We start from the raw sequence: 20,763 nt of genomic DNA, 5'->3' as shown, positions 1-20,763 counted from the left end.
ACATTCACCTGCGGCCGCACGGCACCAGAAAGCTCCGCTGGAAGGGTGGTGCCCTGGTGACCGACATTCGGGACTGGTTCCTGCCGCTGATCGACGACGACGGCCTTCGGGTCTTCGCGTTCCCACATGTCGGAGCGGGCTGCGCGCAGCTCACGCCGTTCGCCCGCGCCGCCGCCAGGCATGGCATGTCGGTGTGGGCCGTGAATCTGCCGGGCCGCCAGGGCAGGTTGGATGAGCCCGCCCACACCCGCTTCGACGAGCTGGTCGACGAACTCGCCGACCGGATCGTCGGCAGGCTCGACCGCCCCTACGTGCTGCTCGGCTACTGCGGCGGCGCGCTGCTGGCCTACGGGCTCGCGCGGGTGCTGCGTGCCGGATCCGCGGCGCTGCCGTCGCGGCTGGTGATTGCCTCTTACGAGGCGCCGGACATCGCGCGGCGGCCACGTCGGATCGCCCACCTGCCGACCGACCTGCTCTGGGCGGAGCTGGCCGCATCCGGTGGGGTTCCGGCCACGCTCAGCGGCGACCCGAGGTTACGAAGGGTTGCCGAACCGGCGGTACGCGCCGACTTCGCCTGGCTTGCCAGCTATGAGCACCGGCCCGACCTGCCACTCCCGGTGCCGGTCACGGTGTGCTTCGGGAGCGCCGACGCTGGTCCGCGCGGCGCGTTCCTGGGTTGGCGCCGCCACACCAGCCACCCGTTGGACGTCCGTGTCGTCGATGGCGGCCACTGGCTGCTGGACGACGCCTGTGAGGAGCTGGCCGCGCAGGTCGCCGCCGCGATGTCGCAAGATGCGCCGGCGCTTCCGGGGGCGGTCGGATGAGCGTCCCCGGAGACGAGTCGCCCCCTCGGGACGGCAGCCCGTTGGACGCCGGGACCGAGGCTCTCTGGCTGCTTCACCAGCTGGTCCCGGACCGGGCCTTGTCGAATGTGGCGATGGCCATCGAGTTCGACCGGCCGCCTCGCTGGTGGCCGCTGCGGGAAGCGCTGAACTGGCTCGTGCGCCGCCATGTGAGCCTGCGAACGTCATTCCCGGCGGTCGACGGGCTGCCAACGCGGGCGCCCGCCGCCGCCGACGTGCCGGTGGAACTCGACATACACGCCAGCACGCCCGAGGCGGTCGAAGCGGATCTGCGAGCCTACGCCGGCGTGCCCTTCGATCTGGAGGAGCCGCCGCTCCTGCGGGCCGGCCTGTTCGCGGTCGACACCTGCCGTCACATCGTCTGCCTGGTCGCCGACCACATCGTGATCGACGCCGCGAGCCTGCGGATGCTCGTCGAGGAGTTGGGCCAGGCGTACCAGGCGCTCGCCGCCGACGGCGCACCGCCTGCGCTGCCCCCGCCCGCCGAGCTGCCACCGCCGGCGATGTCACCGGAGGCGCTGCGGTTCTGGCGCGACCACATCGCCGGACACGACCCGGCGGGGATGCGTCTGGAAGGAGCCAGCGAGCCGGTCGGCTCGCCGACGTTCGCCGGGCACCAGGTCGAGCGCCCGATGTCCGACGAAGCGGTGCGGGCGCTGGCGACACTGCGGCGCCGATGCCGCGCGACCGACGCGATCGTGCTGCTGTCCGCCTACTACGTCACGCTCCACGGGCACGGTGCGGCGAACGACGCGCTGGTCGGCGTCATGATGGACACCCGGCCCGGAGGCGCTGCCGCGGTCGGCTACCACGTCGCCACGCTTCCCTTCAGGATGGCGCTCGCCCCCGACATGTCGTTCGAGACGTTGGTGGCGCGGGTGACCCGGCTGATGGTCGATGCCATCGAGCACGGGCCGGTACCGTTCGAGGTCCTCGCCCGTGACCACACGGGCACGGAGAGCACCGGCCTGGCGTGGTGGCGCAACCGGCTGGTGCGCTGCCTGTTCAACTTCCGCCCGGAGGTGCCCAACCCCGTCCCCGCCGGTGGTGGGTCGAGGATCCGGGACGTGTCGGCCGGGCTCAGCCGGTTCGACCTGGAGCTGACGGTGGCCCCGATCGGCGCGCAAACGGTCGCGTACCTGCTCCTCAGCACCGAGGCGTACGATCCGGGCCTCGCGCGCGCGTTCCTGGAGAGACTCGATGTCGTGCTCACACAGGCCGCGGCCGACCCGGCCCGGCAACTGGCCGACTTCGACCTGCGTACCGGCACCGACCGGCGGGTGGTGGCGGAGGCCAACCGGACCGGCGTGACATGGCCGCGCCCTGAGACGGTACCCGGGATGGTGGCCGCCATCGCGAAGCGGCAACCGACGGCGACCGCCATCGTCGAAGGCGATTCGCGCGTGACCTATGAGCAGGTCACCCACGCCGCCGCCGCGATCGCCGGCCAACTGGGCGGCCTCGGTGTCGGGCCAGGGGCGGTGGTGGCGATCGCCGCGCCACGGGGCGCTGCTGTCGCGGCCGCGGCGCTCGGCGTGTGGGCGGCCGGCGCGGCGTACCTGCCGATGGACCCCGACCATCCACCGTCCCGGCTCGCCGAGCAGCTCACCGACGCGGGCTGCCGTGTCGTGATCGGCGCTCTGCCGCAGAGCTGCGTCGCCGGCCGGGCCGTCCTGCCGGTTCCTGAGCTCGGCAGCTTCGCCCCGCCCGGCCTGCCGCCGGCATCGTCCGCAACCGATCCCGACAGCCCGGCGTACCTGATCTACACCTCGGGCTCGACCGGCCGTCCCAAAGGTGTGGTGCTGACCCACCGGAACCTGGCCAACGTCGTCCGGCACTTCGCCACCCACTTGGATCTCGGTGGCGACACCGGCATGCTGTGGCTCACCACCTTCGCGTTCGACATTTCCGCGTTGGAGGTGTTTCTCCCTCTGGCCGTGGGTGGCCGGGTCATCGTCGCCGCGGACGAGTTGCGGGCCGACCCCGAGGCGCTGCTCGACATCATCGACGCGGCGGAGGTGTCGGTCGTGCAAGCCACGCCGACGACGTGGCGGCTGGCCGCGCCGGTCGCGAAGGGGCGGCTCGCCAACCGTGTCGTTCTGTGCGGTGGTGAGCCCCTGCCCTCCCCGCTGGCCGCGCAGCTGCTCGCGACCGATGCCCGGGTGCTCAACGTGTACGGCCCGACGGAGACCGCCATCTGGTCGTCCGCCGCCGAGGTCTGCTCCACCGGACCGATCATCGTCGGCAGGCCGATCAGCAACACCCGGGTGGCTGTGCTGGACCCGCGCGGCCGGCCACGCCCCATCGGCCTGTCCGGCGAGCTGTACATCGGTGGGGCCGGTGTCGCGGTGGGGTACCACAACCGGAAGGAACTCACGGCGGAACGATTCGTGGACGTCGCCGGTATCGGACGTTGCTACCGCACCGGCGATCTGGCCCGCTGGCATCCCGACGGCACTTTGGAACTGCTCGGCAGGGAAGACCGCCAGATCAAGCTGCGGGCTCACCGCATCGAACTCGGCGAGGTCGAAAGCGTCCTGGAGGACCATCCCGAGGTCCGCGCAGCGGCTGTCCAGTTAAGCGGTGACCCGACCGCCGACGGCCGGCTCGTCGCGTTCGTCGCCGCCACGGAGCGGCCCGGGCTGACCGCCGATATCTGGGATGCCGCCGCCCGCCGCTTGCCCGGCTACAGCCTGCCAGGGCACATCGTGGTGCTGACTGAGCTGCCGAGCACCCACAACGGCAAGATCGACTACCAGGCGCTGCTCGGGTATGTCGCGCCGATCGACGAGCAGCCGCTGCGGGCGGACGCCGATCGGGAGTCGTCCGACCCGACGGTGGCCATGCTCGTGGACCTGTGGCGCTCGGCACTGGCGCGTCCGGGGGTGGGGGCGCAGGACAATCTGTTCCTCAGCGGCGGCGACTCGCTCACCGCGCTGAAACTGGCCGCCGCCGCTGCCGACCGAGTGGGCGTTCCGGTGACGATGGCGATGGTGTTCCGCGCCCCGACACCGCAAGCGCTCGCCCGGCTCATCCAGAACGAAGGGGCGGGCCGATGACGGCGGCGAGCCCGCACGAGGGGATGGACGCGCCCGCTTGGGAGGCCGCGCTCGTCGCGGCGATCCAGGAGGTCACCGGGCTCAGCATGCCCGTGGACGCCAGCTTCTTCGCGGCCGGTCTGACGTCGGCGACGCTGGTGGGCGTCTTCGAGCGGCTGGCTGACAAGCTGCCCCCGGACGTGCCGGTGACGGTCTTCTTCAAGTATCCGACCCGCCGATCGCTCGCCCGGCACCTTTCCGAACAGGCGGCACCCGGCGCGGCGAGCCTGCCCGAGGCGGTGGCGGGGCCGTCCGGTCGCATCACCGCACAGCACCGGCGCGACATCAGATCACGGCTACGAGAGCGGAAAGGGTGACAGGGGTGGCAGCATCCACGCCCAGAGAGTCCGTTGAACCGATCGCGGTGGTCGGCATGGCATGCCGCCTTCCAGGTGCGCGCGACCTCGACCAGTTCTGGCGCAACCTGATCGACGGCCGGGACTGCGTCACCTTCTTCACCGCCGACGAGCTCCGGTCCGCAGGAGTGCCCGAAGCCGACCTGGGCAATCCGGACTATGTCCCCGCCGCACCGGAGATCGAGGATCCGGATCTGTTCGACGCGGATCTGTTCGGATTCTCCTCGAACGAAGCGGAGATCGCCGACCCGCAGCTCCGGCTGTTCCTGGAGCTGTGCCATGCAGCGTTGGAGAACGCCGGGTACGACGCGTTCCACACCGAGGACAGCGTCGGCGTGTTCGCCACCGCCGGTCCACCCGACTACTACTACACCCATCTGCTGGGCTATCCGGGCGCCCCTGGGCTGTACGCCGCGACGTTCAACTTCTTCGACTATTTCGCCACTCGGGTCAACCACACGCTGGGGCTGCGCGGACCGGGCATCTCCGTCCACACGGCGTGTTCGAGTTCGCTGGTCGCCGTGCACCTGGCGAGCGAATCTCTGCGGTCGGGGGAGTGCGACATGGCGATCGCCGGTGGGGCCGTGTTCGACCTGCCGCTCGGCCACGGCCACCTGTGGACACCGGGCGGGGTGTTCTCCCCGGATGGACACTGCCGTCCCTTCGACGCGTCCGGCAACGGCACCGTTTTCGGCAGTGGCGGCGGTGTCGTGGTACTCAAACGGCTGGATGACGCGATCGCCGCGGGCGACAACATCCGTGCTGTCATCCGTGCCAGCGTGGTCAACAACGACGGTGCCGACAAGGTCAGCTACAGTGCACCGAGCGTCAGCGGGCAGACGGCCGCGATCGTGGAGGCGATGGCGCTCGCGGCGACCCACCCGGATGAGGTCGGCTACGTCGAAGCTCACGCGACCGGCACCGCGCTGGGTGACCCCATCGAGATCGCGGCACTCACCGACGCGTACGCCACCCTGACGTCCGAACCGTTGGCGCCCGCAAGCATCGCCATCGGATCGGTGAAGTCCAACATCGGGCACATGTCGGCTGCCGCCGGGGTGGCGTCGCTCATCAAGACGGTTCTCATGCTGGAGCGCGAGGCCATCGTACCGAGCATCAACGTCGAGACCCTCAACCCGCGGCTGGAGCCGGACAAGACACCGTTCGACGTGGCTACTGCCCTCCGGCCGTGGCCACGCCGTCCGGACCGGCCCAGGGTCGCGGCAGTCAGCTCGCTCGGCGTCGGCGGCACGAACGCCCACATGGTGCTCGAGGAAGGACCGGCACCGGTCGAGCAGCCGGGCACCGGCGGACCGCGGGCGCTGATCTGGTCGGCCCGCACCGACGTGGGCGTCTCTGATCTCGGGGAACGGCTCGGCGGCTACTTCGACCGGCGAGACGAGAGCCGGTTCGCCGACGCGGCCGCCACGTTGCAGCACGGTCGCACTCACCATCCCGTGCGCGCCGGTTTCGTGGCGAGCACGGCCGCGGAGGCCGTGGCCGTGCTGCGCGGCGAGAACCGTCGTGTGGTGACCGGGCGGGCCGCCGACGGCGCCGCCACGACCCTGCTGTTCCCCGGACAGGGCAGTGAACGGCCCGGTATGGCGACCGAGCTCTACGGTACGGTGCGCGCCTTCACCGTGGCGATGGATGAGTGCCTCGAGCTGTTCGAGAACGAGGGCAACCGACTGTACGACCAGTGGATCACGGGCGCGGCGCTGCCGCCGGACCCGGCCGTCGTTCAGTCACTTCTCTTCGCCGTCGAGTACGCGATGGCCGCCATGTGGACCGGCTGGGGTGTTGCCGCCGACACCGTGCTGGGGCACAGTTTGGGCGAGATCGTGGCCGCCACCGTCGCAGGAGTGTTCGACCTGCGGGAGGCGGTACGGATCGTCGCCGCCCGCGCGGCCTCGATGGCGGAACTCCCGTGTGAAGGCGGAATGCTCGCCGTCGCCACCCCGATCGACGCTGCTCTGGACCTGCTGTCCGGCGATATATCCGGAGCGGTCGTCGTCGCCGCGATCAACGGGCCGAGGCAGACCGTGCTGTCCGGGCCCATCGATGCACTGGAGAAGCTTCGTGCGATGGCCCAGGAGCGCAGCATTGCAGCGCAGCCGCTTCCGGTCGCCCACGCGTTTCACCACCCCGGTTGGGCCGCCGCCGCCGCCCGATGGCGTACCGCGTTCGATGGCATACACCCGCGAGCGCCGCGCCTGCGTTTGATCTCCTCGCGAACTGGACGCCCGGTCACCGCCGGCGAAGCAACCGACCCGGCGTTCTGGACCGATCAGCTTCTCCACCCGGTCCGGTTCTGGCCCGCGGTGGAGCACCTGCTGGCCGACGGCGAGCACACCCTGCTGGAGACCGGGTGCGGCAACACGCTCGCCGGGCTGGCGCGCCGGCATTCCGCGTTCGTCACGCCGAACCGTGCGGTCGCGGTCACGCTGCCCGAGGAGTCCGCCGCGGGGGCGTTGACCGCCGCCACCCGGCTGTGGGTGCGCGGGGTACCGATCGACTGGGCCGCCGCGGACCAGCCGACCCCGTTGCGCCGCGCGGAATTGCCCGGTTACCCGTACCAGCGCAAGCGATTCTGGGTGGAACGGCGCGTGCGGATGACCGGACAGGCGACGGTGGTGGGAGCCGAGCCGGTCGCGCCGACCGAGCACGCGACCGATACCCCGTTCAGCATGGTGTGCTGGAGCCGGCAGGAGCGACCCGCGGACCTTCTGCCGGTCGGTGAGACCGCGCTGCTGCTCCTGCCCGAGGCCGAGGACGCGGCCATGTCGGTACTGCTCGCCGCGCAACGTGCCGGTCTGCGGGTGATACGCGTACGACCGGGCACCGCATACGGCGAGCGGGCGGGTGAGTACACCGTCAACCTGGGTGAGCCCGGCGATGTGGCAAGGGTGCTCGCGACCCTCACCGAACGTGGCATGTACCCGGACGTCCTCATGCACGCCGCCGCTCTGGACCCGGCACCGCAACCGGCCTCGGACACCGTGCCGGGTCAGATAGACGCGGCTTTCACCAGCCTGCTGGCGCTGGCGCAGGGCGCGCTGGGGCATCCGGCCGGGCGAACCCCGCCGCGTCTCGTCGTGATCACGACGGGAGCCGTGGACGTATCGGGCGGCGATCCGGTCGCACCGGTGAAGGCGACCGCACTGGGATTCGTGCGTACCCTCGCCACCGAAGCGCCTGACCTGATTGCGCGGGTCATCGACGTCGGCGCCCGGGTCCCCCCCGCCGAGGTGGCCGAAGAAATGCGAATCGACCGTGACGCCACGGTGGTGGCGTTGCGCGGCCGGCAGCGGTGGCTGCCCGCGGAACGGCCCCTGACCGTTCCGCCCGCTGACCGGGAGGTCATCCGTGAGCAGGGCGTATACCTGATCACCGGCGGGTTCGGCGGTCTCGGCACGGCCGTGGCGCGCGGACTGGCGGGCACCGGCCTGCGGCCCCGCCTGGTGCTGGTCGGGCGGCACGATCCCACTTCCGGCCCCGCTTCCGGCCCCACTTCCGGCCCCGCGGACGACCCCGCTGCGGAGAGAGCGCGCGACACCGTCGCCGAGCTGCGCGCGCTCGGGGCCGACGTGGTGACGATGGCGGCGGACGTGGCCGACGCCGCCGCCATGGCCGCCCTGGTGGACGCCGTGACGTTCCGGTACGGGCCGGTGAACGGTCTGTTCCACCTCGCCGGTGTGGCGGGCGACCGGATGATCGCCTTCCGGGACCCGGCCGACGCCGTGGCCGTGCTCCGGCCGAAGGTGCACGGCACCTTGGCCCTCACCGACGTCTTCGCGGGCCGGCCACCGCTGGACTTCGCGGTCTTCTTCGCCAGCCGGGCCGGTGCCGAGGGCCTCGTCGGCGGGGCCGACTACGCCGCCGCGAACAGCTTCCTCGACGCCGCCGCGGCCGTGTCGCCCCTCGCCGACGGCCGCGTGATCAGCATCGGCTGGCCGATCTGGCAAGGCGCCGGCATGGTGAACCCGGAGGGGCCGGACCTGATGCGGCTCGCCGGCACGGTCGCTGCCCTGTCGGCCGGCGGCTCCACCCGTCCGCAGCCCATCACACCGCCGCCCACGATCGAGGTGGCGTGGACCGGTGAGGTCGGGGCCGCCACGCACTGGGTCCTCGACGAGCACCGGGTGGCGCGCAAACCGCTCATGCCCGGCACCGCGTACCTCGATTTGATGGTCAGCGTCATGTCCGAGCGGGCCGGTGATCCAGCGTGCGCTGTCGAGCTGACCGATGTGGTGTTCCACGCACCGCTGCACGACCAGAAACGGCGCGAGATGCGCGTGACGCTGGAGCGGACGCTCGACGGTGAGGCCATGGAGACCCACGACTTCGTGGTCGCGTCGCGCCTCGCATCCGATCAGACCGCCCCGTGGACCGTGCACGTGACCGGGCGGGCCGCTACGGGTACCGCGGACGCCGCATGGGGCGAGGACCGGCGGGTCGACATCGACGCGATCCGGCACCGTATCGAGGCCGCCGGGACCGGGGCGGGATCCGGCGGCGGGGGTCCACGGCCGTTCCTCCTGGGCCCACGCTGGCACAACACCGTGCAGGCCTGGCAATCCGGTGAGGATCACCTGGTGCGGTTGGAACTCTCCCCGGCCTTCGAGTCCGACCTGACGGAACATCGGTTGCATCCCGCGCTGCTCGACACCGCGACCGCGGCGGTGCGCACCCCGGAGCAGACCTCGTTCGTTCCGTTCGTCTACCGGCGGTTGGTCCTCCTGCGCGACCTGCCCGGGCGGTTGTACGCGCATGCTCGGCGCCGGCTCGCCGACACCGACACGGCCCTCGGCGACATCGACCTCATCGCCGAGGACGGTACCGTGCTGGCTTCGGTGGAGGGCTTCGCCATGCGGCGCACCGACTTCGCCGACGGCTGGAACCAGCAGGCCCCGCCGATCGCGCCGGTCCCGGCGTCGCCACGCGACCCGAAGGCGGCGGCTACCGGGGGACTCGATCCCGCCGAGGGCCTGCGCCTGCTGTGGCGGTTGCTGTCGGCCGGCGTGTCGGGCACGGTGCTGGTCCGCCCGTACGAGGCCGGCCGGCCGGTCCCGCTGAACGCGCTGCCGAAGCTCGCCACGGTCGAGCCGCAAGCCGCCCCGTCGCAGGCCGCCCCCTCTCAGGCCGCGCCGCAGGCGTCCCAGGCCGGCCGGCTGCAAGCCCTCTCACCACAGGCCGACCCCAGGGCCCGGCTGCGCGATCTGTGGACGCAGATCCTGGGCACGCCACCGGTCGACGACGACCACGACTTCTTCGACGCCGGTGGGAACTCGCTCGCGGCGGTCGAGTTGATGGCCCAGCTCCGTGCGGTGTTCGGAGTGCGCCTCAGCATCGGCTCGCTGCTGGAGCGACGGACCTTCGGCGAGCTGCTGGCGATGCTGGCCGAGGCGAACGAGACACCGGCATGATCCGTGCGCATGTCGTCGAGCGCGGTCGTGTCCCTGCTGGGGGAGCTCTGTCAGTGACCAAGCGAAAGGCAGCAGAATGGCGCTGGAACTGTACGCGACGAGTCCACGGGCCGATGACCCGTCCCCGGCGCACTATCGCAAGCGGGTACTGGAGGTGGCGGAGTGGGCGGAGGCATCGGCGTGCCGGGGCCTGCTGATCTTCACCGACCACTATGCCGGCGACCCGTGGGCACTCGGCCAGTTCCTGTTGGAGCGCAGCGAGAGGCTCGTCCCGTTGGTGGCCGCGCAGCCGGTGTACATGCACCCCTTCACGGCCGCCCGACTGGTCAGCACGATGAGCTCCCTCTATGGACGGCCGGTCGATCTCAACCTGGTCACCGGCGGCAATCCGAACGAGGTGCGTGCCCTGGGCTCCACCATCGACCATGACGAGCGGTACGAACAGCTCATCGAGTACGGCAAGATCGTCACCGCGCTGCTGGCCGACCAGGAACCGGTGAGCCACTTCGGACGCCATTACAGCGTGCCGGAGGCGCTGCTGCGACCGGCGCTGCCGGCCGAGTTGATGCCCCGCATCTTCGTGGCCGGCGCGTCGGACGCCTGCCGTCGGGCGGCTTCCGAGCTGGGGGTCGTGCGGCTCACCCATCCCCGGGCGCTGAGCGAGTACGAACCCGGCTCAACGGCGCTCGCGGGTACCGGCATCCGGATGGGGATCATCGCACGGGACACCCGTGAGGAGGCCTGGAGAGTGGCCCACGAGCGGTGTCCCCGGGATCCCGTGGCCGAGCGGCTGGCCCGCCTCACCTATCGGCCCAGTGAGTCGCAGTGGTACCGCAGTCTGCGCGGCGACGCCGAGACGCGCGTGGCGGACGACTGCTATTGGCTGTACCCCTTGCGATTGGGCCGGGAGTACTGCCCCTTCCTGGTGGGCAGCCACGAGGAGGTGGCCGAGACCTTCGCCCGCTACCTCGACCTGGGCGTCTCCACCCTCATCCTCCACGCGCCGCGAGCGGAGGAGGACATCCCCAACGCGGAGATCGCGCTGCGGCTCGCCGAGTCCAAGCGATTGGTCGCCGGGGCCGATCGACCCTAGGAGGCCATCGCTCCGGCGCACTGCGGAGCACGCTCCGACCGAACCCGCTGAACAGGAGTTGACCGTGTTCGACGATGACACCCGCACCTTTCACGTGGTGCTCAACGACGAGGAGCAGTACTCGATCTGGCCCGCCGGGCGCGCGGTGCCGGCCGGGTGGCGGGCGTCGGGACCACGCGGCTCGAAGGCCGAGTGCCTGGCCTACATCGATGAGGTGTGGACCGACTTGCGGCCGTTGAGCCTGCGCCGGCGGACGGCCGGCGACGGGTAGGCCGAGAAGGAGGTGAAGACCCCTCAGGCCTTCGCGACCGACATCGTGCGGATCGGGTCGGCGATCTGCCGCAAATCTCCGGCCAGCAGCCAATGCCCACCCGGGACCGTAAGGGTGCGGAACGCTCCGGTCGTGTGCTCTCGCCACCCTTCGACCACCCCCATGGGGAGGGTACGGTCGGCGTCGCCGACGATCGCGGTAACCGGAACGGCCAGAGGTGGCTCCGGCCGGTACTCGTACCGGGCGAGCAATGCGTAGTCGGCGCGCAGAGCCACCTCGAAGATCTCCCGGAAGTCGGGTTCTCCGGCGACCTCGGACGGCACCCCGCCATACGACAGGATCTCCTGCCAGAAGGCGTCACTCGGAAGCGTATGGAGATCGGTGCGCGGCGTGGCCCTGTCCGGGGGCGCGTACGACGCCACCACGAGCGCGGCGGGCGGCGGTAGCGCGCGCCGGCGTAGCCGCCGCGCCACCAGAAACGCCAGCAGCGCACCGGAGCAGTAGCCGAGGAGCACGGGACGGCGGCACCACGCGAGCGCTGAGGCGAGCTCGTCGAGCAGCGGTTCGAGAGCGGTACGGGGCGGCTCGGCGAACCGGGCCTGCCGGCCGGGCAGGTTGAGCCCCCACACGGTGACGTCAGGGGCCAGCAGGTCGGCCAGCCCGGTGAACGTCGCACATCCACCACCCGCTTGCGGAAAAGCGAACACATGGGCGGTCGAGCCGGCCGGGTCGGAGAGCGGGATGAACCAGTCGGTCACCATGGGACGTGGACTCGGGCCGGTCATGAATTGTCCGTTCGCGCCGCGATGGGGCGCCTGGCGCCCGCCGCGCCCAAGACGGCCACCACCCCGGCCACCGAAGGTTCGGTCAGTAACTGGACCAGGTCCAGACCGGTGCCGAGGGACGCGTTGATCCGGGCCACCAGACGGGTCGCCAGCAGCGAGTGCCCGCCGAGCTCGAAGAAGTCGTCGTCGAGCGAGACTTCGTCCACCCTCAGCACTTCCGCGAAGAGACCGGCGATGACCTTCTCCCGGGTGGTCGCCGGTGGCCGGCCCGTAGAGCGGGCGCCGTACTCCGGGACCGGCAGTGCGCGGCGGTCCAGCTTCGCGTTGATGGTCAACGGCAACGCGTCGAGGAGCACGAACGCGGCGGGCACCATGTAGTCGGGCAGCGCCTTGACCAGGTTCGCCCGAAGCCGGGCGATGTCGACCGTCGCATCGCCCACCGGCGCCAGATAGGCGACCAGGCGTTTGTCCCCCGGCGTGTCCTCCCGCACGATGACCGCTGCCTCCGCGACCGCCGGATCTGTGCGGATCGCCTTCTCGATCTCCGCCGGCTCGATCCGGAAGCCGCGCAGCTTCACCTGGTCGTCGCTGCGTCCCGCGAACGTCAGGAACCCGTCCACGGTCCAGCGGGCCAGGTCGCCACTGCGATACATCCGCGTGCCCGGAGCCCCGAACGGGTTCGGCACGAAACGCTCCGCCGTCAGCCCAGGACAACCGAGGTAACCGCGGCCCAGGTTGGCGCCGGCGAGATAGATCTCGCCCAACGTGCCCGGTGGGACCTGGTTGAGATGCTCGTCGAGCACGAACACCTGCGCGTTGGAGACTGGCCGGCCGATGGTGGGGAGGTCGTGGTCGGCGAGCCTGCAGCCGGTGGCCTCCACGCCGAACTCGCTGGGGCCGTAGTAGTTGAACGCGGTGGTGTGCGGTGCCTCGCGCAGGTCCTTCCACAAGGCCTCGCCGACCGCCTCGCCGCCCAGCATCAGTGTCCTGGGCGCGCAGTCATCGGCGATCAGCCCATGCGCGACGAGCTGCTGGGCGAAGCTGGGGGTGACATCGACCTGCCCGATGCCGTACGTGCCCACGTAAGCGACCATGCGGGCGGGGTCACGCCGGTGGACTTCGTCGAGCAGGTGGAGCTCGTGACCGGCGATCATCGCCAGTACGCCTTCCCACGAGGTGTCGAACGACAGCGATGCCGACAGGGCGACCCGCAGCCGGTCCGCGTCGGTCGCGGGCGGCGGGAACGTGACGGCGGCGTGGTAGTGCCACAGGTTGGCCACCGCCCGGTGCAGGACGGTCACGCCCTTGGGGCGGCCCGTCGAGCCGGAGGTGTAGATGACGTAGGCGGCGTGGTCGAGCAGGAGCGGACCCGCGCGGTCGGTATCCGTCGGGTTGTGCTCGGCGCGCATCCGCTGGTGGTGCTCGGTGATGAGCACCGGCCCCCCTCCGCAGTCGTCCAGCGCGCGCGCGAGAGACTCGGTGGTCATCAACGCCACCGGCCGTGCGTCCGAGATCACCGCACGGATCCGATCGATGGGAAGCTGTGGATCGATAGGGGTGTAGACGCCGCCCGCCTTGGCGACGGCGAGCCACGCCACGACCGCTTCGGCGGTCCTCGGCAGAGCGACGGCGACGAGCGAATCAGGCTGTACCCCGACCTCGATCAGGTGGTGGGCCAGCCGGTTCGCCCACGCGTTGAGCTCGCGGTAGCTCAGCTTCACTGCCCCGCTCACGAGCGCCGTGGCGTCCGGGGTGGTATCCACCCGCTCCTCGAAGATGGTGGCGATCGTCTTGTCCGGCACGTCCACGGCCGTGTCGTTCCACGCCCGAAGAACTTCCCGTTCCGCCGCGGTCCGGATGTCCATCGACGACAGTGGAGCGTCGGGCTCGGCGGCGAACAGGTCGAGGCAGTGGGTGAACCGTCGCGCCAATGCCTCGGCCGTCCGGGCGTCGAACAGCTCCACCGCATATTCCACGAGTCCGCTGATTCCTTGTGCCGCGCTGGCGGAACTCGGCCGCTGCCGCATCACGAAGGCCAGGTCAGCACCGGCCGCCGTCGACGCACGCACCTCGATCCGGGTGTCCACGCCGGACAGGTCCATCGCCGGCTCACCTTGGAACAGGACGACGCCGGCCTGGCCCATGGCCGGCTCGGAGGCTAAGGCGGGCTCCCAGTCGTCACCCACGTCGCGGAGGCGGGCGACGAGCTGCCGGAACGTCGTGTCGTTCGACAGGTCGGCTCGAAGGACCAACCTCTCGCTCAGCGGAGTCTCCCCACCGGCGCCGATCCGCGACGACATCGCCGCCGTGGCCGCCCGCAGCACCAGAGAGAGGGACGACCTGGTCTGCCTGGCGAGATCCAGCAGGGCCGCATGGGTTTCCGGCGGGACGTCGAAGGGGACCTCCCGGGATCGGTTGGTGTTCGGCGCCCCGGTGTGGACGTAGTCGAACGACGGCCAGGCCCGGGCCGCTCCACGGGCCCGCATCCGGTACGCCCGGCTCAGGTTTCCCAGCAGTGTGGCGATCGACGGCAGCTCGCCGGCGTCGTGGCGCAGCACTAGCAGAAGCACGTGAAGGTCGGGTGACAACCGCAGGAGCGAGGCCCGCACAGGCGCGTTCACGGCCGGGCCGGACGGAACCGACGCCGCTGCGCGTACTCGGTCGTCGAGCCGCTGCGGGCTGCACTCGGAGACCGGCAGGGGGTGGCGCTCCTGCCGCCCGATGACGTCGCCCAGCGCGAGTTCCAGACAGGCCACATCGAATGCGCCGCGCATCCGTACGACGACCGGGACATTGTTGGTCATATCTGGCCCAGGCAGCATGCCGGAGAAGGTATCCGCCTGGGACGTGTCGCTACCTGTCACAAGTTTCTGGGACCAGCTCCGACGCCCCGGCGGCGCCAGAATTGACTCGGTTCCCCGCGACCGCCCCACCCGGAGCTGAGGCAATGAGTGAACCGGTAACCGCGGCACAGCGGGAGCTCCTCTTTCAGCGCTCCCCGGTGACGCATCACGATCAGCGACTCTTCATCGCCAAGCTCCTCGTCGCGCTGCTGTTGGCGGTCGCAGGGGTGGCTCTGGTCATCGCCGGGAGCGCCGTGTTCGTCATCGCCGGCATCATCGTGTTGGGCGCCGTGTACACGCATATGGTCGAGTTGCAGCATCAATGCCTGCATCATTCCGCCTTCGTGCGGCCGGCGCCGCACCGGATGGTAGGCGTCGTCCTGGGGCTACCGCTGCTGATCTCCTATAGCCACTACCGGGTCCGTCACCTCCAGCACCACAAGTATCTGGGTACCGCCAAGGACACCGAGTTCTTCGGTTTCGACACCCGCAAGCCCCTCACCTACGGCTCTCTGGCGCGAGGGATGTTCGACTATCGACGATTGGTTCGCGTGGTGTTCGCCAGTTGGCAGAGCTGGCGCGGCAACTGGCGATTCGAGAACGGGCAGATCTCCGAGCGGTTGCACCGGGACAGCGTGTTCGAGTACCGCCTGATCGGCGTCGCGGTGGTCAGTGCGTCCGTGGCATCGGCGCTCGGCCTCGGCGAGCTTGTCCTGCGGCTCTGGCTCCTACCGCTCCTGCTGGTGGCGATCCCCCTGCACTTCATCGTGGAACTGCCCGAACACGTCATGTGCGACGAGAGCCGTGACGTGCTCCGGAACACGCGCTCGATCACCGGCAGCCGGTTGAGCAGGTGGTTCACCAACGGCAACAACCTGCACATCGAACATCATGCGGCGATGGGGGTGCCCCTGCAACAGCTGCCGGACCGGCACCCGTACGTCCAGCGGACCGCCAGGCACGTGGAACGCAGTTACTGGACGTTCTACCGCCGGGTGATCCGGGAGGTGGTGCATCAGCCTCGGCGCGCCACGTCGTCGAGCGGGTCACCTCCGCCGTGACCCGCGGCGGCGTTGCGCGCCGCGAGCCGCCGCCGGCGCACGCCCGCGGCGCTCCGGCGTGATGCGCCGTCCGGCAGGGTGACGGGCGCGCCGGTCGTGAGGTAGCGAGCCAGCGAACGCACGGTGGGATGTTCGAAGAGCGCCGTGATCGCCACCGCATGGCCGAGGCGCCCCTCCAGCGCGATGTGGAGGCTCGCCATCAGCAGCGAACTTCCACCCAGGTCGAAGAAGTTCACCGTGGTCGTGACCCGCTCAGTGCCGAGGGTCTCGGACCAGAGCGCGGCGATGATCCGTTCCATCTCGGATGTCGGCTCGGCGTCGCGGCACGGACGGACCGGCGGCGGATCGGGCAGCGCGTGCCGGTCGAGCTTGCCGTTGCCGGTCAGCGGGATCGCTTCCAAGACCACGATCCGTGCCGGGAGCACCGATTGCGGCAGCACCTCGCGCAGAAAGCCGCGCATGTCGGCTTCGTCCGGCTCGTGGCCGGGCTCGGGGACGACACCGGCGATGACGATCGGGACCCCCGCGGGCCCCGGCCGGACGCCGGCAATGGCATCGGCCACCGCCGGATGCCGACGCAACCGGCTCTCGATCTCGGCGGGTTCGAAGCGGACACCGTTGACCTTCACCTGGTCGTCCGCGCGGCCCAGCACCGTCACCGTGCCATCGACTCCGTACCGGCCCACATCGCCGGTAGCGAATCTGCGGTGTCCTCGCACCGGATCTGCGGCGAACCGGCCGGGACCCTGGTCGTGCAGGTAGCCATGGGCGAGGTACCGGCCGCGTACCACTACTTCGCCACGTTCACCGACCGCGGCCGGACGACCCGTGCGGGCGACCACCAGCAACTGCGCGCCCGGAGCGCCGGTGCCCACCGGCATCGGACCGTCATCGCGCTCGCCGCCGGCGCCGTTCGAGACCACGGCCAGCGCGGCGATCTGCGGTGTCTCGGTAGCCCCGTAGGCGTTGACCACCACAGCACGCGGTGCCCACAAGCGCACCAGCTCGACATCGATGCGTCGCACCGAGTCCCCACCGAGCACCACCAGGCGGGCGTGCGACTTCGGCGCGTGCTGCGGCTTGGCCAGCAGTCTGGCCAGCGGCGGAGTCAGGTGCACCACCGTAACCCGCTCTTCTGCCAGCCATCGGCGCAGCGCTGCCGGAGACAGAAGCAGTTCCGCGGGAGGAACGCATGCCGTGCCCCCGACCCACAGCGGGGCCAGCACGTCACGTAACAGCGGATCGTGCGCCAGCCCGGACAGGACCGCGAACCTGTCCTCGGGGCCGATGCCGAACCTGTCGGCATACCAGCCCAAGAAGTGGGCCACCGGCACACTGCCCCCGACGACGCCCTGCGGTACCCCGCTCGTGCCGGACGTGAAGGCCACGTACATGGCCGGACCGGCCGGGTCCAGCGGTACAGCGTGGGGGCGGTCGGCGGAACCCATGCCCACATCGATCCACTGCGGACAGATCTGAACCAGCGGAACGGGCAGGCGCCCGGTGGCGGGATCACGTACGCCGGTCGTGGCGCCGACCTGCCGCACCTGTTCGGCAAGCCGATCGGTGGGGTATCCGGCGTCGAGAACGGTGAAGGCGGCGCCGGTGGCCATGACCCCCAGTAACGCGGGGACCAGCGCCGGTGTCCGGGCAGCGAGCACCGGCACCACATCACCGGGGCCCACGCCCGCGCTCATCAGCCGTCCCGCCAGCTCCCCGGCGCGGTCGTACACGGCGGCGTAGCTCAGGTCACCCCCGGTGCCGGTCACCGCCGTCCGGTCCGGATGGCGGTCCTTGACCGACCACAGCGTGGAAGCCAGCGGCGGCGGGTCAGCCGCCACGTTCAGGGTTTCGTCAGGTAATGTCGCGAGGCTCGCCGGGGTGCGCACGTCGTGCACGTCGACGGGCACCTCCGGTTGGGCGCAGACCGCGTCGAGCAGCAGCAGGTACTGGTCGGCCAGTTCCGCCGCGTGCCCGGCGTCGATCACGTCGAGGTCGTGCACCAGCCGAAGCCGGTAGCCGTCCGGTTCCTCCGTGAGGTACACGTTCAGGTCGAAGAGGGCGCTGGTGGCCGTCGGCTGAACGAACGCGGTCGTCAGGTCTGTCATCTCCGGTGCCGCGGTCGGGGGACCGAGCATGTTGAACCAGACCCGGAACAGCGGGCTGCGGCGCGAGGTGCCCCCCAGGCCGAGGTCCGCAACGATCCGGTCGAACGGCGCCTCGCAGTGCGCCACCCCGGAGGCGAGTGCCCGGCCGACCGCTCGCACGGCGGCGCTGAACGTCGTCTCTCCCGGTACGCGGAGCCGCAACGGCAGCGTGGTGACCAGGAAACCGATGAGGTCGTCGACCTCGTCGCGGTCGCGGGCCGCGTGCGGCACGCCGACCACCAGGTCCGGCCGTCCGGACCAGCGGCCCAACAGCACCGCGAACGCGGCCAGCAGCACTGTGTGTCCGGTGGTGCGGTGCCCGCGAGCGGCCGCCCGGACCCGTGCGGTCAACGGACCGGAGAATCGCCTGACCTGTTCGCCCGCGCGTCCGCGACCCTGGCCACCGGGACCGGGCAGGTCCAGTGGCGGCGGCGGATCCGACAGCTGCTCGGACCAGTATGCGCAATCCGCATCGACCGTGCCGTCGGCGGACCGCCGCGCCTGCCAGGCCGCGACGGCGGCGAAGCCGATCGGCGGCGCCGGCAGGTCCGGCGTCGATCCGGCCGCCAGCGCCGAGTACGCCTGCCCGAGCTCCCGCACCAGGACCCGCTCGGACCAGCCGTCGAACACGATATGGTGCACCACGATCAAGAGCTCGTGGCGTTCGCGAGCGTGACGCAGCAGGGCGGCCCGTACCGGTGGCCCGACTGCGAGGTCGAAGGGTGCCCGGATCCGCTCTTCGATCAGGTCGGCGGCCGATCCGCCGGTGGCGTCGACCAGTTCGATGTCCAGCGGTCCTGACGGGGCCGCGTACTGGCGGGGGGTGCCGTCCGGTCCGCTGACGAACCGCATGCGCAAGGCGTCGTGACGCTCGATCAGCCAGGCGAAGGCCCGGTCGAGCCGGTCACGGTCGAGGGGGCCGGTCAGGCGCAGGAGGGTCGGGATGTGGTAGGCCGGGTCGCCGGGGTCGAGCCGGTGCAGCAGCCAGATGCGCCGCTGCAAGGGTGAGAGCGGCGTGGCCGTCGTCGTCGCCGCCGGCCGGGCGACGTGGTCCGCGACCGCACGGGCGATCCCCGCGACGCTGGGCGCGGCGAACACCGCGGCGTCCGGCAGATCGGTGTCGAGCGACGCGCGCACAGCGGCACCCAGCAACGCGGCGGTGCTCCAGTCCCCACCGGCCGCGAAGAGATCCTCGTCGGCGGTACGGGGCGGGCGGCCCAGCAGCTCTCCCCAGATCGAGCCGATGAGCGCGGCGGTCGTGTCAGGCAGGTCCGTCACCGGCTGCCGGGCCAGTTCCTCCCGATCCAGGGTGCCATCGGCGCCGACCGGCAACCGGTCCCAGATCCGCACGCCGACGGGCACGAGCGCCGGGGGAAGGAACTGCGCGGCGTGGTCACGCAGCCGCTGTTCGAGTCCGTCCGCCTCGCCGACCGGCACGACATGTGCCGTCAGCACCTGGCCGCCGGTGCTCTCCGCCATGACCGCGGCGGCGGTCACCACCTCGCCGTGCCGGGCCAACGTCGCCTCCACGGCGCTCAGCGACCCGCGCACGCCGCCGATCCGGATCTCATCGTCGGCCCGACCCTGGAGCACCAGAACACCGTCGGGTCCCTGACGGACGATGACGCCGGTCCGGTACATCCGTTCGCCTGGAGGCCCCTCCGGGCACGGGACGAAGCGTTCGGCCGTATCCGCTGGGCGCCCGTGGTACCCGCGCGCGAGCACCGGACCGGCGAGGTACAGCTCTCCGGAGTGACCAGCCGGAACCGGCCGCAGATCCGGGCCGAGCACAAGCGCGCGGACGCCGGGCGGCGGGCAACCGAGCGGAACCGGACGGCCGGCCAGCCCTTCCACGTCAACGTCACGAGCGACGTCGTGGAACGGGGCCGCGTCGTGGAACAGGGCCGTGAGCGCCGTTTCGGAGGCGCCGTAGACCCGGCGCAGCCAGGCGTCAGGCGCCACCCGAGACAGCCGTCGCCACTGCTCCGCCGGCCAGTCCTCGCCCTCCACCACGATCTGACGCAGGGCGATGGTGCGACCTGCCCGCTCCGCGTGCTCGGTCAGCGAGCTCAGCGCCGAGGAGGTGAAGACGGCGGACGAGGCGCCGGTCCGGTCGATCAGGTCATGCGCAGCACGCGGGTCCACCGCGTGGCTGACGTCGGAGAGGATGAGCCGCGCGCCGGACGTCAGCGCCCGCACCAGCTGCACGACGTGGCCGTCCAACGACTGCGCGCCCACGTGAAGGCAGCCCCGCCCACGGAGGCCGGAGGTCGACGCGTGGCCTCCGGAGTCGACTGCGGCCAGGATCGCCCGATGGGGTATGGCGACCGGCCTCGGCGTACCGTCCGGGCCGACGGTGTGCGCGAGGCAGGCGAGGTGGTCGGGCAGCACCGCCACGGCCGGTGGGTGGGCCGGTTCGGCCGCGATCGCGGATCGATCGACATCGAGGAGCACCGCCGCCGGGCAGAGGTCCTCGTACGGCAGAACGGTGGCGGCCATTCCCACCAGCGCCCGGGCGGGCGCCAGCATGGCCCTCGTCCGCGCCGGTGGGGTTCTCGGATCGATCGGGAGGTAGGTCGCGCCCGCCGACCAGACGGCGAGTGCGACGGCCGGCCAGTCGGCGCCGCCCCGATCGACGATCCCGGCGACGACGTCCTCGGGCCCGACGCCGATCCGCCGCAGCCGGTGGGCGAGCCGGCTCGCGCGGATCCCCAACTCGGCGTAGGTCAGTGTCCCGGTCGCCGCCACCACGGCCACCGCGTCAGGGCACGCCGCGATCTGCCGAGCGATCCGCTGGTGGATCAACGACACCACAGCCTC

At 71.3% G+C, this 20,763-nt stretch carries 10 protein-coding genes; 7 read left to right on the top strand and 3 right to left on the bottom strand.

Annotated elements, in window-relative coordinates; all coding sequences use genetic code 11:
• Positions 1-56 precede the first annotated feature (56 nt).
• The 6 genes from AB0H84_RS22145 (at position 57) to AB0H84_RS22120 (ending at position 11,107) form a co-directional block, all read left to right on the top strand.
• Entirely contained in the window at positions 57-824 is a 768-nt protein-coding gene (locus AB0H84_RS22145; RefSeq protein WP_357607016.1) for an alpha/beta fold hydrolase, read from the top strand.
• Positions 821-3,922: an amino acid adenylation domain-containing protein gene (locus AB0H84_RS22140; protein WP_357607014.1), complete on the top strand. Its 3,102-nt coding sequence runs from the start codon at positions 821-823 to the stop codon at positions 3,920-3,922. The genes AB0H84_RS22145 and AB0H84_RS22140 overlap by 4 nt, the downstream gene beginning before the upstream one ends.
• Positions 3,919-4,278: an acyl carrier protein gene (locus tag AB0H84_RS22135; protein ID WP_357607011.1), complete on the top strand. Its 360-nt coding sequence runs from the start codon at positions 3,919-3,921 to the stop codon at positions 4,276-4,278. The genes AB0H84_RS22140 and AB0H84_RS22135 overlap by 4 nt, the downstream gene beginning before the upstream one ends.
• Complete coding sequence (locus AB0H84_RS22130; protein WP_357607008.1) at positions 4,275-9,743, top strand: SDR family NAD(P)-dependent oxidoreductase; 5,469 nt, start codon at positions 4,275-4,277, stop codon at positions 9,741-9,743. The genes AB0H84_RS22135 and AB0H84_RS22130 overlap by 4 nt, the downstream gene beginning before the upstream one ends.
• A 76-nt stretch (positions 9,744-9,819) precedes the next feature.
• A complete protein-coding gene (locus AB0H84_RS22125; protein WP_357607006.1) occupies positions 9,820-10,836 on the top strand; it encodes an LLM class flavin-dependent oxidoreductase in 1,017 nt (338 codons plus the stop codon).
• A gap of 58 nt (positions 10,837-10,894) precedes the next feature.
• Positions 10,895-11,107: an MbtH family NRPS accessory protein gene (locus tag AB0H84_RS22120; protein WP_357607003.1), complete on the top strand. Its 213-nt coding sequence runs from the start codon at positions 10,895-10,897 to the stop codon at positions 11,105-11,107.
• Between the two features lie 23 nt (positions 11,108-11,130).
• Here the strand turns inward: AB0H84_RS22120 and AB0H84_RS22115 are convergent, their stop codons facing one another.
• Together AB0H84_RS22115 and AB0H84_RS22110 are read right to left on the bottom strand one after the other, a co-directional pair.
• Entirely contained in the window at positions 11,131-11,892 is a 762-nt protein-coding gene (locus AB0H84_RS22115) for an alpha/beta fold hydrolase (RefSeq protein ID WP_357607000.1), read from the bottom strand.
• On the bottom strand, positions 11,889-14,696 hold the full coding sequence (locus AB0H84_RS22110; protein ID WP_357606997.1) for an amino acid adenylation domain-containing protein: 2,808 nt from the start codon (positions 14,694-14,696) through the stop codon (positions 11,889-11,891). Before AB0H84_RS22110 ends, AB0H84_RS22115 begins: the two co-directional genes overlap by 4 nt.
• Positions 14,697-14,839: 143 nt before the next feature.
• Here AB0H84_RS22110 and AB0H84_RS22105 point away from each other — a divergent pair, with 143 nt between their 5' ends.
• Positions 14,840-15,796, top strand: coding sequence for a fatty acid desaturase (locus tag AB0H84_RS22105; RefSeq protein ID WP_357606994.1), 957 nt, complete (start codon positions 14,840-14,842; stop codon positions 15,794-15,796).
• On the opposite strand, the gene AB0H84_RS22100 is transcribed toward AB0H84_RS22105, so the two are convergent.
• Positions 15,751-20,754 (bottom strand): AMP-binding protein, encoded by a 5,004-nt coding sequence (locus AB0H84_RS22100; protein ID WP_357606991.1) that lies wholly within the window; start codon positions 20,752-20,754, stop codon positions 15,751-15,753. The genes AB0H84_RS22105 and AB0H84_RS22100 overlap by 46 nt on opposite strands.
• Positions 20,755-20,763 lie beyond the last annotated feature (9 nt).

This window comes from Nonomuraea sp. NPDC050786 (assembly GCF_040654115.1).
Classification (GTDB): Bacteria; Actinomycetota; Actinomycetes; order Streptosporangiales; family Streptosporangiaceae; genus Nonomuraea.
This window is presented reverse-complemented; position numbering and strand designations above follow the sequence as displayed.